The organism is Thalassospira sp. TSL5-1 (assembly GCF_001907695.1).
In the GTDB taxonomy this organism is placed as follows: Bacteria; Pseudomonadota; Alphaproteobacteria; order Rhodospirillales; family Thalassospiraceae; genus Thalassospira.
Genome location: NZ_KV880638.1, coordinates 1,404,635 through 1,418,095 on the forward strand (window position 1 = coordinate 1,404,635; position 13,461 = coordinate 1,418,095).

A 13,461-nucleotide genomic window follows, 5' to 3' on the forward strand; every position below is an offset into this window, starting at 1 on the left:
ACAGTCAGGTCATGCCTGATCAGTTGATGGTCGCTGCCATGTAATTGGGCATCCAGCCTTCATGAACATTGCGCAGATCGGCAAGTTCGATGGCGTCTTCACCTTCGATGGTGATGGCGCTACCGCCTGCATTACCCACAATCACGGCACTGACATTGGCACTGGCGGCGGCATTCAGCACGCTGTCGGGGTCGCGGGTGGCAACCACGTAACGGGCCTGGTCTTCACCAAACAGCCAGGCGATTTCACTGCCCTGTTCAGGCAAATGCACATCCGCTCCGACATTGCCAGCCAGGCACATTTCGGCAATGGCGACCAGCAGGCCACCATCGGAAACGTCGTGGCAGGTGCGCACCAGATTGGTTTCAATCAGGCCACGTACCAAGCTGCCAACACGTTTTTCCGCATCAAGATCAACCGGCGGCGGGCTGCCTGCTTCGCGATTTTCGATGTTTTTCAGATAAACCGACTGGCCCAGTTCCCCGGTGGCGGTGCCCAGCATGATCAAAACCGCATCCTTGGCTTTCAGGCTGATGGTTGCCATGCGGCCCACATTTGCCAGCAGGCCAACACCGCCAATGGCCGGGGTTGGCAGAATGCCTTCGCCATTGGTTTCGTTATACAGCGAGACGTTCCCCGACACGACCGGGAAATCCAGTGCGATGCAGGCTTCGCCAATGCCCTTACAGGCGCCAACGAACTGCCCCATGATGCGCGGACGCTCCGGATTGCCGAAATTCATATTATCCGTAATTGCCAGTGGCTTTGCGCCAACAGCCGTCAGGTTGCGGTAGGCTTCGGCAACGGCTTGTTTGCCACCTTCAACCGGGTCTGCCTTAACATAACGCGGCGTACAGTCGGTGGTTACCGCCAGGCCCTTGTTGGTTTCGTGAACACGGACAACAGCCGCATCCCCGCCCGGGCGAACAATGGTATCACCCATGACCATGTGGTCATATTGTTCCCAAATCCAGCGGCGCGATGCCAGATCCGGCGAACCCATCAGGGTTTTCAGGGCTTCGCTGTGCGGCATTTTCTGTTCGATGCTGGCAGGATCAATGCGGTCCTGTTTCGGGGTTTCTTCCCACGGACGGTCATATTCCGGGGATGCTTCGGCCAGCGGATCAATCGGCAGGTCGCCAGCAACGTCGCCATGCCACATCAGGGTCATGCGCTTGCTGTCGGTCAGCTTGCCGATCACGGCAAAGTCCAGTTCCCATTTGTCGAAAATCGCCTTGGCGGCGTCTTCGCAACCGGGTTTCAGAACCATCAGCATGCGTTCCTGCGATTCTGAGAGCATCAGCTCATAGGGCGTCATGCCTTCTTCACGCATCGGGACTTTATCAAGCCACAATTCAACGCCAACACCGCCCTTTGATGCCATTTCAAACGAGGACGAGGTCAGACCCGCTGCCCCCATATCCTGAATGGCGACAATCATGTCGGTTGCCATCAGTTCCAGGCAGGCTTCCAGCAGCAGTTTTTCGGTAAATGGATCGCCAACCTGAACGGTCGGGCGTTTTTCTTCCGAGGCATCGTCAAATTCGGCCGAGGCCATTGTCGCCCCGTGAATGCCGTCACGCCCGGTTTTGGAACCGACATACACCACCGGGTTGCCAACGCCTGCGGCAGCCGAATAGAAAATATTATTGGTATCGGCAAGGCCGACCGTCATGGCATTGACAAGGATGTTGCCATTATAGGACGGATGGAAATTGGTTTCCCCGCCCACAGTGGGCACACCCATGCAGTTGCCATAACCGCCAATCCCTTCGACCACGCCCGACAGAAGATGGCGGGTTTTGGGATGTTCCGGCGCGCCAAAACGCAGGGCATTCAGGTTGGCAATTGGCCGCGCGCCCATGGTGAACACGTCGCGCATGATGCCGCCAACACCCGTTGCCGCCCCCTGATAGGGTTCGATAAAGGACGGGTGATTGTGGCTTTCCATTTTGAAAACAGCAGCCTGACCGTGGCCAATGTCAATGACACCAGCATTTTCGCCCGGGCCCTGGATCACCCAGGGGGCCTTGGTCGGCAGGGTTTTGAGCCATTTTTTCGAGGATTTATACGAGCAATGCTCCGACCACATGACCGAAAAAATACCCAGTTCGGTCAGGTTCGGCTCACGCCCCATGATGTCGAGAACCAGTTTGTATTCGTCGTCGGTCAGGCCGTGGCTTTTGATAACGTCCGGGGTGATCTCGCTCATGCCAGCGCCTCCAACAGCGAATCAAACATCATTGCACCATGTGTGCCGCGATGCAGCGGCTCGATTACCCGTTCAGGGTGCGGCATCAGGCCGAAAATGCGGCGTTCTTCATCAACGATACCGGCGATGTTGTTGACGGAACCATTGATATTGGCTTCATCGGTGGCATTGCCGTCGGCGTCGGTGTAACGCAGCACAACCTGGCCTTCACCTTCCAGGCGCTTTACGGTTTGGGCATCGGCAAAATAATTGCCGTCATGGTGGGCAACCGGAATGCGGATCACCTCGCCATTATTGTAATGGTGGGTAAAGATGGTATCGGTGGTTTCCACCCGCAGGGTTACATCCTTGCAGATGAATTTAAGATCGCGGTTGCGCATCAATGCACCAGGCAGAAGACCCGCTTCGATGAGGATCTGGAAGCCGTTGCAAATGCCAAGAACCGGCGTGCCCGCCTTTGCCGCAGCCACAACGGCGCGCATGATCGGGCTGTTGGCGGCCATTGCCCCACAGCGCAAATAGTCACCATAGGAAAAACCGCCCGGAAGCACGATCAGGTCGGTTTTCGGTAGGTCGGTTTCCCGGTGCCATACCATGTGAGGTGCGGTACCCATGCGTTTTTGCAGGGCTACCTGAACATCCCGGTCGCAATTGGAACCGGGGAATACGATTACGGCAGCTTTCACTGGCCAATCTCCCTTTTTGGCGGGCTGGGGTGCTTGTGGCAGCCTCCGACCCGTCGTTTCCGGTTCACGCGACGATGTCGATGTCGTAATTTTCGATCACCGTATTGGCGAGCAGCTTTTCACACATTTCCTTAACGTCGCTGCGGGCTTTTTCCACGTCTGTTCCTTCAAGTTCAAGTTCGATGAACTTGCCCTGGCGGACATCTTCGACGCCGGCAAATCCCAGGCCCTGCAGGGCATGATGAACTGCCTTGCCCTGCGGATCGAGGACACCGTTTTTCAGGGTGACATGAACACGTGCTTTCACGAGAAGCTCCTTGCTTGGTTCGCATTCGCCAGAGGCGATCGTCAATTGATATCGGACTGTGCCGGTCGTACCACCGAGCCGGCGCAAATAAGATCAGGGCCGCGCAAGCGCGGCCCCGGGGCAATCACGTTGTCGCGTCTTTGTTCAGCGACTCTATTTCGGCGGATTCAGGCAGCACACCCAAGCGGCGCGCGACTTCCTGATAGGCCTCTTCAACACCACCCAGGTCGCGGCGGAAGCGGTCCTTGTCCATTTTTTCGTTGGTAATGGCATCCCACAGACGGCAATTATCGGGGCTGAATTCGTCAGCCAAAACAAGCTGCGAGAATTCGTTATCGAAGATGCGGCCAAATTCCAGTTTGAAATCAACCAGTTTCAGGCCAATGCCGCGCATCAGACCACAAAGGTAATCGTTGATGCGCAGGGAATAACCAACAATTTCCTCAAGCTCTTCGGGCGAAGCCCAGCCCAGAGCGAGAACATGTTCGTCAGATACCAGCGGATCCCCAAGATCGTCGTCTTTGTAATAAAACTCGACAATCGGGCGCGGCAGCTTCATGCCTTCTTCCAGGCCAAGGCGCTTTGCCATCGAACCGGCACAGATATTGCGCACCACAACTTCGATCGGCACGATTTCAACTTTGCGAACAAGCTGTTCGCGCATGTTGAGGCGGCGGATGAAATGGGTGGGAATACCGATTTCAGCCAGGCGGTGCATCACGAATTCGGTGATCATATTGTTCAGAACACCCTTGCCGGCGATCGTGCCGCGCTTCTGGGCGTTGAATGCGGTTGCGTCATCCTTGAAATACTGGATGATCGTGCCCGGTTCGGTACCTTCGTACAAAACCTTGGCTTTGCCCTCGTAAATCGGCCGTTTTCTCGACATCTGGCGGGATCTTTCACATTTTGGCAGTTAGGCCAGCACCTGGCACCCGGAAACGCCCTTCCTATAGCAGTGCTGGCACGGAAACTCAATTGTCGCGTAAACACTATTTACGCAGGTTTGATAATCAAATTCTGCATTGATTGTCTTAGGGGATTCTCCGGGCAATTGCGGTTATTTCAAGCTGTTTTACACGCCAGGCCCCTATTTTACGCGCCTTGCGCCTATAATGCCACTGGCTGGAACGCAACCCGGTCAGGTTGACCATTGGCAAACAGCCAGACAGGGCGACGGGGCAGCTCGTTTTCGCTGGTCGGAATGGCGGGCAGACCGATTAGCGAGGAACAAACTGTTTCAAAACCGATATTGCTGCGTACCAGCATGGCATCGGCGCGAATGTCGTGATGGTCAAGGTCGGGCGGCAAAATGCCGGTATCGGCCATCAGGGCCTGCCAGGCAAACCAGTCGTCGGCTTCGGGGTTGGGGATGGGGGCATTGATAAACCGGGGCAGATTGCGCGCCGTGCGCTCGCTGTTTTTGGTGTCGTTGATGTCATGGGCTGTGAGGATGGAAAAACCTTCGGGGATTTCATGAATGTCAATTTTGCCGTCACCGCGATTGGCGAGCCAATAGGCATCGCGGTTATCGGTAATTACCATGTTAAACGGTCGGTAGGCATTGCCATCGAGCCGGGCCAGGGCCTGGGCGGCATCAATGGCATCGGCGTGATCCAGAGCCTCGAGCGGCAATTCCCCACGCGACCGTTTGTCTTTGGCCGGGCCAAGGGTGCCATAGCGGTTGAGCACGGCGGCAACAACACCATCCTCGTTGATGCCAAGCCAGGTGCCTCCGCCAAGCTCGTCCAGCCCGGCGACCACGTCGGGGCGGTCATCCCAGTGGCGGGCAGGGGCCAGCCAGGGACGGGTTTTCATTTCGTCGCGGTTGGCACCAATAAGGACCGGCCATTCGTGATCGGGGCGGCGTAAAATAATGACTGTACACATGTTCCAAATCAAAGCCGTTGCGGGTACTATTTGTCAAACTGAAAAGAAAAGGCCGTTTATGGATCTGTGCCCTTGCAAGGGCAAACCAGGTTTCGTGCAGAAAGATATACCGCATGCTATATAGCCGGTGTTGTCTTTCTTGCCAGGCACAACGGAAAGGGAAGCGACCATGACTGGAATATCTGACCGTGAACGCGGGTTTGAAGCCAAATACAGCTTTGACCTGGAACAGAATTTCCGTGTTGAAGCCCATTTGTATAAATTACTGGCGCAATGGGCCGCTGCCGAGATGGGCATGGATGATGACAAATCAGCGCAGTACGCCAACGAGATTATTGGTGCGGTTGTTGCCAACCCGCGCGATAATGGTGTTGTCGTAACGATTTTGGCAGACTTCGCCCGCCACAATATTGATATGACCGTTTCGCAGGTCACAGCCAAACTGGAAGAGTTACGTCCCCAGGCGCGCGCCGAAATACTTTAGAATAACCATAAAAGTTGTCTGATTTGGCGTGATTAATCGATAAAGTTGCGCAAAAGGCGTCAAATGAGCCAGTTGTTATTTGCAAACTTTAGAAGGCTCGCATATTCTGTCCATATGGTCAGTTTTGATTGGTATTGTTGCTGAAAAAGTTACAATATTTGAATGTTATACGGTTTGGGGCAAGATGCCTCGCATCCGCTAGAGAAAGGCGAGAATTTTGCGTATCCTTCTTGCAGATGATCACGATCTGGTCCGTGAAGCGTTATCCCTGTTGTTTCAACAGTATTTTGATGCTTGCGAAGTTGTCGAGGCTGGCGCACTTGAGCCCGCACTCGAACGTATTGATCCAGAGAATCCGTTTGACCTGATCCTGCTTGATTTGCGAATGCCGGGCATGAATGGCCTTGAGGGCCTGAAGCTCACGATTGAGAAAGTTGGTGCTGATGTGCCTGTGGTCCTGCTTTCAGGGGCCTATAATGGTGAAGATGTTCGTCACGCCATTGAAAACGGGGCACATGGCTTTATTCCCAAAACATTGCGCGGCGAAGCCCTGGCAAATGCCATCCGGCTGGTGCTGGCAGGGGAAAAATACCTGCCGTCCAGCATCCTGACCAACTTTGCCGAAGGTTTTGGCAACAATAGCGAGGGTGGTTCGGGCCGTCATGCCGGTCAGTTTGGCAGTGACGGTGATTTCGCCAGCCTGACCCCGCGTGAGCGCGAAGTGCTGGCCTTGCTCTCGGAAGGGCGGCCGAACAAGGATATTGCCCGCCATCTTGATTTGCGCGAAATCACGGTGAAATACCACCTAAAAAACGTTTATCGGAAGCTGCATGTGTCCAATCGGGCGCAGGCGGTAAAAATTGCGCTGGAAGATATGGCGCGATCGGGTTCTTTGTAGTATTCCTGAAAAAGGCAGCGGTGTTTAAACACGTTGCGAACCGGTCCGTAAGTGCGGACCGGTTTTTTTGTTTTTTGCTGTTGTTTCCCTCGAGCCATCACGGGGTATTTCCCGCTTAACGAGGTAGAAAGCCAACATGACACATATCCGATTTGCCCTGGTGGGCGATTATAATGCCGCTGTTACCGCCCATCAGGCCATTCCCGTTGCCTTGCAAATTGCCACCGAGGCCCTTGGCGTTGAGGCCAGCATTGACTGGATCCATACATCCGCGCTGGGCGATACGCCCGCCGAAACCGTGCTTGCCGGTTTTGATGCAATTTGGTGTGTGCCCGCCAGCCCCTATGCCAGTATGGACGGCGCATTGGCCGCCATTGGCTATGCGCGCCGTGAAAAAATACCGTTTTTGGGCACATGCGGCGGGTATCAGCATGCGGTGCTGGAATTTGCCCGCAATGTGCTGGGCCTGCATGATGCTGATAATGCAGAGGTCAACCCCGATGCCAGCCTGCCGCTGGTTGCCCCGTTAACCTGCGCATTGATTGATCAGGCAGGGGATATTGTTTTTGCCCCCGACAGCCTGATTGCCAAACATTACGGCACGGACCATACCAGTGAAACCTACCGCTGCAGTTACGGGTTTGCCCGTCAGTATGTGCCCTTGTTCGATGGCAGTGACCTACAGGTCAGCGCCTGGGATGACGAAGGCGATCCTCGCGCCATTGAGTTGCGCAGCCATCCGTTTTTCATTGGTACGGCTTTTCAGCCGGAGCGTTCGGCCCTGAAGGGCGAAAAACACAACCTTATTGCTGCCTTTGTTCGGGCTGCGCAGGACCGTGCGCTACAGGGTGTGCAGGTTTAAGTCATAAGTTTGTGATCTGAGAAATAAGCCCTCTGCCTTTAAACGGTCCCGCTTTTGAGACCGTTGATCGGGCAGGGGGCTTTGATGTTCTGGCACGGCTGGTTGATAAGCGGGTGCATGAAACAGGTGGGTTGGATGGATCAGTTACAGGATGATGGTGCAGGCCGTTTTGATGTCTGATGGGATGCGCGCTTTATCCGTTTGCCGGTATGTGAGATGTTTTTCGGGGGTGCTGCGGGTGATTTCTGCCCAGTTTGCATGATAAAAACGCCGCAGAGAATGGCACCAACCGCCACCAGATCGGATCCGTGAAGCGGTTCATCTGCCAGAATACAACCAATAAACAGGGCAACAACTGGCGGAATATAGGTAACACTGGCGGTGCGGACGGCACCGAGTTTTTCCACCAGCACATAATACAGAATATAGGCCATGCCGGTGCCAATGGTGCCAAGGCCTAAAATCAGCCCCAGTGTTGCATCTGTATCCTGAAAAATCGCCGTGATGCCGGTATCATCCACATTTGGCAGCAGAACAATCGCACCCAGGCCCATTTGATAGGTGCACAATGCCGCCGGGGCGATGCCAAGGGGGCTGATGAATTTGCGGGCATAGACAAATGAACAACCCAGGCTAAGGGAACCAAGAACGATATAAAGAATCCCCAGCGGGTCCACCGCGCCAAGGCCAGTCTGCCAGGGGCGGGCTATCATCACAATGCCGGCAAACCCCAGCAGCATACCTGTCAGTGTGCGGCGATGGATGGGTTCGCTGCGTAAAAAAATGACGGCACACAGGCCGGAAAACAGGGGGATAGCCCCGCTTAACATGCCTGCGACACTGGAAAGCAGCAGGATGGTCCCCTTTGCAAAGGCAAGATAATAAAGGGCAGTGGCAAGGGCAGCCATCGCCAGAAAATGATGGATATGTCGCACATGCCACCATTTCAGAGCGCGCGTTGCCAGCGCAAATAACAGCACCGGTACAAAACCGGAAACCACACGGATCAGAACGATTTGTGCCGGTGTGATATAGGCCGCCGCCCAATGGGTAAAGATAAAGGGCGTGCCCCAGATCAGGCCAAGCAGGGCATAGGCGATATAGGCGGAGTTTTTCATGGCATTTCCAATGCGCCAAATAACAGGATTTGCCGGGGATTGTAGGTTTGCCAATCATCCGATACAAATCATGTTATCTGTGCAATGAAAGAGAAAAACTGCATTATGTCGGATATGCCCCCTTTAAAAGCCCTGCATGCCTTTGATGCGGCGATAAGGTTGAATAGTTTTTCTCTTGCAGCAGAGGAGCTGAATGTTACCCCAGGTGCTGTAGGGCAGCAAATTCGCAAACTGGAAGATTGGTTGGGTGTTACCCTGTTCACCCGCCATGTTCGCAAGATTGAACCAACGGCCGATGGCCTGGCTTATGCGGCGCGCATTGCCCCGGCGCTGGCGCAAATTGCCGATGCCAGCCGGGTCCTTCGCCATCAGCATGCCCATTCCGTGCGGGTCATGCTGCCGCCCAGCTTTGCAGCCAAATGGTTTTCACGGCGCATGTCGCGCTTTTTAATCGCCCATCCGGGGATGGAACTTCAGGTGGGGGCCTCCTCCGAGGTGGCTGATTTTGGCCGTGATGCAGTGGATATTGCTGTTCGCTATTTTTACGGCGATGATGACAGCCTGGAATGTACTCTTTTGCATCGCGGGCAGGCCGCCCTTTATTGTTCACCGCACTATCGCGATGAAATTGGCATTCACACCCCGGCCGATCTGACGCGTGCAACGCTTTTGAATGACACATTGCATGCCTGGTGGCCGGAATGGCTGGCAAAATTTGCTAATATGGACAAGGCGGCCATCAGTGCCATTCGCAAGATCGACGTTGATTTGACATCGGTGGCGATTGAATCGGCCATTCACGGGCAGGGGGTGGTTCTGGCGGTGCCGATGCTCGCACAGGAAGATGTGGAAGAAGGCAAATTGGTGCCGCTGTTTCCAGAATTTGTGCTGACGTTATCGTCAGGGTATTTTCTGGTGCATCCCAAAAATGGGGAACTGCGCGGCCCTGTCAAAATGTTTCGCGACTGGCTGATAAACGAAGCCCGCGACATCGCGATTTAAAAAACAACACCCCGGCACGAGATATATCCGTGCCGGGGTGTCGGGATGATCGCGGATTTATTGCTTAGTCGGCAAAGACACGGGCAAAAATCGTATCGACATGCTTGGTGTGGTAGCCCAGGTCAAACAGGGCCTCAAGTTTGTCATTGGGGATGCGTGCGGTCACGTCTTCATCGGTTTTCAAAAGCGAGAGCAGGTCGCCTTCACGGTTCCAGACCTTCATCGCGTTGCGCTGAACGATGCGATACGAATCTTCGCGTGATACACCATACTGCGTCAGGGTCAGCAGCACGCGCTGCGAGAAAACAAGGCCGCCCATCTGATTAAGGATTTCGTCCATCCGTTCGGGATAGATGACCAGGTTTTCAACCACATTGGTCAGGCGCATCAGGGCGAAATCAAGGGTTACGGTCGCATCGGGGCCGATATTGCGTTCAACCGAGCTGTGCGAAATATCGCGTTCATGCCACAGGGCAACGTTTTCCATTGCCGGGATCGCCATCGAACGGACCAGACGGGCAAGGCCGGTCAGGTTTTCGGTCAGGACCGGGTTACGTTTGTGCGGCATGGCCGACGAACCCTTCTGACCCTTCGAGAAAAACTCTTCAACTTCGCGAACTTCGGTGCGCTGCAAATGGCGGATTTCGGTTGCCAGATGCTCGATCGAGGAGGCAATCACGCCAAGGGCGGCAAAATAGGCGGCATGGCGGTCACGCGGGATCACCTGGGTGGAAACCGGCTCGGCCTGAAGGCCCAGCTTGCCTGCAACATGTTCTTCCACGCTGGGGTCGATATTGGCAAATGTGCCAACCGCACCCGAAATGGCGCAGGTCGCGATTTCTTCGCGCGCAGCCAGCAGGCGTTTTTTGTTGCGGGCAAATTCGGCATAGAAGGTTGCCAGTTTCAGGCCAAATGTGACCGGCTCGGCATGGATGCCGTGCGAACGGCCCATGCAGGGTACGTCTTTGGTTTCATAGGCGCGCTTTTTCAGCGCAGCCAGAAGCTTGTCCATATCTTCCAGCAGGATGTCGGTGGCCTGAACCAGCTGCACGTTAAAGCAGGTATCGAGAACGTCCGAACTGGTCATGCCCTGATGAACGAACCGGGCTTCTTCGCCAACCTGTTCGGCAAGTTCGGTCAGGAACGCGATGACGTCGTGTTTGACTTCGGCTTCGATGCCGTCAATGCGGTCAATACGGTCCTGGGTGTAGGGCTTGTTGCCTTTTTCCCAAACCAGCTTGGCGGATTCTGCCGGGATCACACCGAGTTCGGCCAGTTTGTCGGCAGCGTGGGCCTCGATTTCAAACCAGATGCGAAACTTGTTCGCCGGTTCCCAGATGGCGGTCATCTGTTGGCGGGAATAACGGGGGATCATGCAGGGTCTCCGGACAAGGGGGTTCTGGTGCGGGGCCCTCGCGGCACATCATCCGCACGCTCTTTGGGTCGGATAGAGGATTTCGCGCCTTTTATCAAGTCTGACGAGGGCAAAGGCGCGTTTTTGTCGTTGCGGCGGGCTGGTGGTGGCGTCTGGGATGGGCGGTTATTGTGCTTTGCCAGGAAATGCGCCGTTTGAAACTGTTACAGGTCATTTTGTGCTTTGCTGTTTATTCTGAACCCGTTACCAATTGCCAAAATCATCCTGAAACTGTTTTGTCTGTTCTCCGTTGCTTGTTTCAGGGGCCGGAGACCCTGAGCGGGTTTTGGAAAGGTCTATCGCAAAGGTCCGACTGTGGCATCGATTGATACGTTAGATATTGGCTGGCTGCTTGTTTCTTCTGCCGGTTTGGCGCAGGCCGTGTCCTTGCTGGTTTTGCTGGCAGGGGAAGGTCGGCGTGCCTTTCGTGCCAATCGCTGGTTATGCGCTTTTATCTGTGCGGCAGCACTCAGTTTTACCCAGAATGTGGTTGATGTTCTGGCATCGGCAGACTGGCGGCTTTATCTGTTTCCGCTGTTTGGTGTCATTCCCTATTTTTATCTGCCCTCGGTTTATCTGTATTTTCGTGAATTATGCAATTTACCCGTAGGGCGGGCCTATCGGCACTATTTGCTGCCGGTGATCATGATCGGGGTGTTGGCGGTAATGGTGGTCATGATTTTTGACCGGTTCGGGACGCAGATTGCCACTGGTCAAACCCAATTTAACCTGACGCCTTTCAGTGATCCGACGGTGATTAATCTGTCCATTTTGACGATTTTTTTCGCCGTCGCCCTGTATGTTCAGCTTGTTATTTACATGGTGTGGTTGTGGCGCATGTCGTTGCATTATGTGCGCAAGCTGGGCGAGCAAATGGATGGCGAGCAGCCGGGGCTGAAACGCTGGCTGGCCGAATTTCTGATCGGTATTACGCTGATTTTCCTTATCTATACCGTCAGTGTTGTGATCGATATTCTGGATCAGGAAAGCGAATGGATTTCGATTGTAATCGAGGCGGGCTTTGTCATCGTGCTGTTTCGATTGGGGCATTTGCTGGCGGTTAATCCGGCTTTGTTTGTTGCCGCCGAGACGGATGGGGCCCCCGAGGTCACTGGACAAAAAAGCGATGATGCCAGCGAACCCGACCGGATACGCCTGATCCTGGAAGATGACGAGGCAAGGCGCATTCGCCGGGATTTGGAAAAATTGACCCGCGACACCGACATGATGTTTGATCCGCTGCTGACCATGCCGAAAATGGCCAGCGCGGTTGGTGTGAAGCCCAATCAGCTGTCGTTTGTGTTAAACCGTCACATCGGCAAAAGTTTCTTTGACTATGTGAATGAATATCGCATTCATGCGGCCACACAGCGCCTGCTTGACGAACCTGACAGAACCATCCTTGATATTGCCATCGAGGTTGGTTTCAATTCAAAATCAACGTTCAATCTGGCTTTCAAAAAAATTACCGGGCTAACGCCCAGTGCCTATCGCCAGCAAAAAGCATGATTTTTCAGCCTGCCTGCCGGTATGAATGATCATTCATTCGTACCGGTCTAGATCCGAACGTCCGGTCATATAGCGACGGACGCTTTTGGCGACGGGTCAATGCAGTATCTGCTCACCAATTGACTTAGGGGTGAGTGAAAACATGTTTTTTAAATATACATCACGATTTCTGGCCCTTGTGGCCATCGCTGTGGGGGCCGGGTTTTGCACCTTTGCGATTATGATGTCGCTGGCACATGCCGAAACGCTGGGCGCGATATCAGGGCCGGCACAAAAGCCCGAAAGTATCCTGAAAGCACCAAAGGACACGGATCCCTGGCTGGGTGGTGATTTCCAGCTGGGCGCGGTGGGCGGTGTTGCCACCAATATCTATCGTGATGGCGATGGGATGGACGGCTTTGTCCTGCCCTATATTGCCTATGAAGCAGAGCGCTTGCATATCGGCCTGGATGAATTACGTGTCACCGCCTGGAAAAATGACCGGTTCAGTGTCTCGGCCATCGGGTCTGTGCGTTTTAAGCCCTTTGATGCCGATGACGGTCCTTATCTTGCCGGAATGAAGGATCGTGATACGGCCTTTGAGGCGGGCCTGGCCCTTACGGCACAGGTAGGCCCGGGCGAAATTCAGCTTTCATCGCTGTTTGATGTCAGTGGTGTGCATCATGGTCAGCAGGTAGATGTCAGCTATCGTCAGACATCCACGATAAGCAGCGTTAAACTGGAGTGGGGCGGCGGTGTGACCTGGCAAAGTCGGGATCTGGCCGATTATATGGTCGGTGTGCGCCGGAACGAGGTGCGTGCCAACCGGGCTTTTTATGAACCAGATGATGCGTTTATTCCCTATCTGGACCTTGTTGCCAGTTATCCGCTGACAGAAAGTGTGACCCTGCTAGGCCAGACCGGTGTGCAATATTTACCGGATGCCTATACCGATAGTCCGATTGTCGATAAGGACTATGTTTTCAGCCTGGGTATCGGGGTGGTTTATGCGTTCTGATTCTTGAGCGGATTATCGGATTTTGCGGTTTTCAAGGGCCAGGTGCATCGTCGCCTGGCCTTTTGCTGGGCGGTGTTTTGTC

At 54.3% G+C, this 13,461-nt stretch carries 13 protein-coding genes; 6 read left to right on the top strand and 7 right to left on the bottom strand.

The genetic code is table 11. The features are described 5' to 3' along the window. Nucleotides 1–19 precede the first annotated feature (19 nt). The 5 genes from purL to LF95_RS16015 form a co-directional block, all read right to left on the bottom strand. Nucleotides 20–2,212, bottom strand: coding sequence for a phosphoribosylformylglycinamidine synthase subunit PurL (gene purL, locus LF95_RS15995; protein WP_073955993.1), 2,193 nt, complete (start codon nucleotides 2,210–2,212; stop codon nucleotides 20–22). Then, on the bottom strand, nucleotides 2,209–2,898 hold the full coding sequence (gene purQ / locus LF95_RS16000) for a phosphoribosylformylglycinamidine synthase subunit PurQ (RefSeq protein ID WP_073955994.1): 690 nt from the start codon (nucleotides 2,896–2,898) through the stop codon (nucleotides 2,209–2,211). The genes purL and purQ overlap by 4 nt, the downstream gene beginning before the upstream one ends. Nucleotides 2,899–2,962: 64 nt before the next feature. Continuing rightward, nucleotides 2,963–3,205 (bottom strand): phosphoribosylformylglycinamidine synthase subunit PurS, encoded by a 243-nt coding sequence (purS, locus tag LF95_RS16005; RefSeq protein ID WP_073955995.1) that lies wholly within the window; start codon nucleotides 3,203–3,205, stop codon nucleotides 2,963–2,965. Nucleotides 3,206–3,329: 124 nt separating this feature from the next. Then, the gene (purC, locus tag LF95_RS16010; RefSeq protein WP_073955996.1) at nucleotides 3,330–4,094 is read right to left on the bottom strand and encodes a phosphoribosylaminoimidazolesuccinocarboxamide synthase; all 765 of its coding nucleotides are present in this window, start codon (nucleotides 4,092–4,094) and stop codon (nucleotides 3,330–3,332) included. Nucleotides 4,095–4,315: 221 nt separating this feature from the next. Beyond that, nucleotides 4,316–5,095 (bottom strand): NRDE family protein, encoded by a 780-nt coding sequence (locus LF95_RS16015; protein WP_073955997.1) that lies wholly within the window; start codon nucleotides 5,093–5,095, stop codon nucleotides 4,316–4,318. 169 nt (nucleotides 5,096–5,264) lie between these two features. Here LF95_RS16015 and LF95_RS16020 point away from each other — a divergent pair, with 169 nt between their 5' ends. The 3 genes from LF95_RS16020 to LF95_RS16030 all read left to right on the top strand — a co-directional run bounded on the left by LF95_RS16020 (nucleotide 5,265) and on the right by LF95_RS16030 (nucleotide 7,339). Then, on the top strand, nucleotides 5,265–5,579 hold the full coding sequence (locus tag LF95_RS16020) for a DUF1476 domain-containing protein (RefSeq protein ID WP_073955998.1): 315 nt from the start codon (nucleotides 5,265–5,267) through the stop codon (nucleotides 5,577–5,579). 217 nt (nucleotides 5,580–5,796) lie between these two features. Then, a complete protein-coding gene (locus tag LF95_RS16025) occupies nucleotides 5,797–6,477 on the top strand; it encodes a response regulator (RefSeq protein ID WP_073955999.1) in 681 nt (226 codons plus the stop codon). Between the two features lie 136 nt (nucleotides 6,478–6,613). Then, nucleotides 6,614–7,339, top strand: a complete 726-nt coding sequence (locus tag LF95_RS16030; protein ID WP_073956000.1) for a CTP synthase C-terminal region-related (seleno)protein — start codon at nucleotides 6,614–6,616, stop codon at nucleotides 7,337–7,339. A gap of 140 nt (nucleotides 7,340–7,479) precedes the next feature. Here the strand turns inward: LF95_RS16030 and LF95_RS16035 are convergent, their stop codons facing one another. Next, nucleotides 7,480–8,457, bottom strand: coding sequence for a DMT family transporter (locus tag LF95_RS16035; protein WP_073956339.1), 978 nt, complete (start codon nucleotides 8,455–8,457; stop codon nucleotides 7,480–7,482). A gap of 114 nt (nucleotides 8,458–8,571) precedes the next feature. On the opposite strand from LF95_RS16035, the gene LF95_RS16040 reads away from it, so the two are divergent. Further along, nucleotides 8,572–9,459, top strand: a complete 888-nt coding sequence (locus LF95_RS16040; RefSeq protein ID WP_256359969.1) for a LysR substrate-binding domain-containing protein — start codon at nucleotides 8,572–8,574, stop codon at nucleotides 9,457–9,459. A 64-nt stretch (nucleotides 9,460–9,523) separates the two neighbouring features. Here the strand turns inward: LF95_RS16040 and purB are convergent, their stop codons facing one another. Beyond that, nucleotides 9,524–10,834 (bottom strand): adenylosuccinate lyase, encoded by a 1,311-nt coding sequence (gene purB / locus LF95_RS16045; protein WP_073956002.1) that lies wholly within the window; start codon nucleotides 10,832–10,834, stop codon nucleotides 9,524–9,526. Nucleotides 10,835–11,188: 354 nt separating this feature from the next. On the opposite strand from purB, the gene LF95_RS16050 reads away from it, so the two are divergent. Both LF95_RS16050 and LF95_RS16055 read left to right on the top strand, forming a co-directional pair. Next, the gene (locus LF95_RS16050; protein WP_083607723.1) at nucleotides 11,189–12,382 is read left to right on the top strand and encodes a helix-turn-helix domain-containing protein; all 1,194 of its coding nucleotides are present in this window, start codon (nucleotides 11,189–11,191) and stop codon (nucleotides 12,380–12,382) included. Nucleotides 12,383–12,524: 142 nt separating this feature from the next. Beyond that, nucleotides 12,525–13,379, top strand: a complete 855-nt coding sequence (locus LF95_RS16055; RefSeq protein ID WP_073956003.1) for a MipA/OmpV family protein — start codon at nucleotides 12,525–12,527, stop codon at nucleotides 13,377–13,379. Nucleotides 13,380–13,461 lie beyond the last annotated feature (82 nt).

Excerpts from the sequence above, each read along its gene's own strand:
- purL (WP_073955993.1), bottom strand. The coding sequence starts at position 2,212 with ATGAGCGAGATCACCCCGGACGTTATCAAAAGCCACGGCCTGACCGAC.
- LF95_RS16035 (WP_073956339.1), bottom strand. The coding sequence starts at position 8,457 with ATGAAAAACTCCGCCTATATCGCCTATGCCCTGCTTGGCCTGATCTGG.
- LF95_RS16020 (WP_073955998.1), top strand. The coding sequence starts at position 5,265 with ATGACTGGAATATCTGACCGTGAACGCGGGTTTGAAGCCAAATACAGC.
- LF95_RS16030 (WP_073956000.1), top strand. The coding sequence starts at position 6,614 with ATGACACATATCCGATTTGCCCTGGTGGGCGATTATAATGCCGCTGTT.
- purB (WP_073956002.1), bottom strand. The coding sequence starts at position 10,834 with ATGATCCCCCGTTATTCCCGCCAACAGATGACCGCCATCTGGGAACCG.
- LF95_RS16040 (WP_256359969.1), top strand. The coding sequence starts at position 8,572 with ATGCCCCCTTTAAAAGCCCTGCATGCCTTTGATGCGGCGATAAGGTTG.
- LF95_RS16055 (WP_073956003.1), top strand. The coding sequence starts at position 12,525 with ATGTTTTTTAAATATACATCACGATTTCTGGCCCTTGTGGCCATCGCT.
- LF95_RS16015 (WP_073955997.1), bottom strand. The coding sequence starts at position 5,095 with ATGTGTACAGTCATTATTTTACGCCGCCCCGATCACGAATGGCCGGTC.
- purC (WP_073955996.1), bottom strand. The coding sequence starts at position 4,094 with ATGTCGAGAAAACGGCCGATTTACGAGGGCAAAGCCAAGGTTTTGTAC.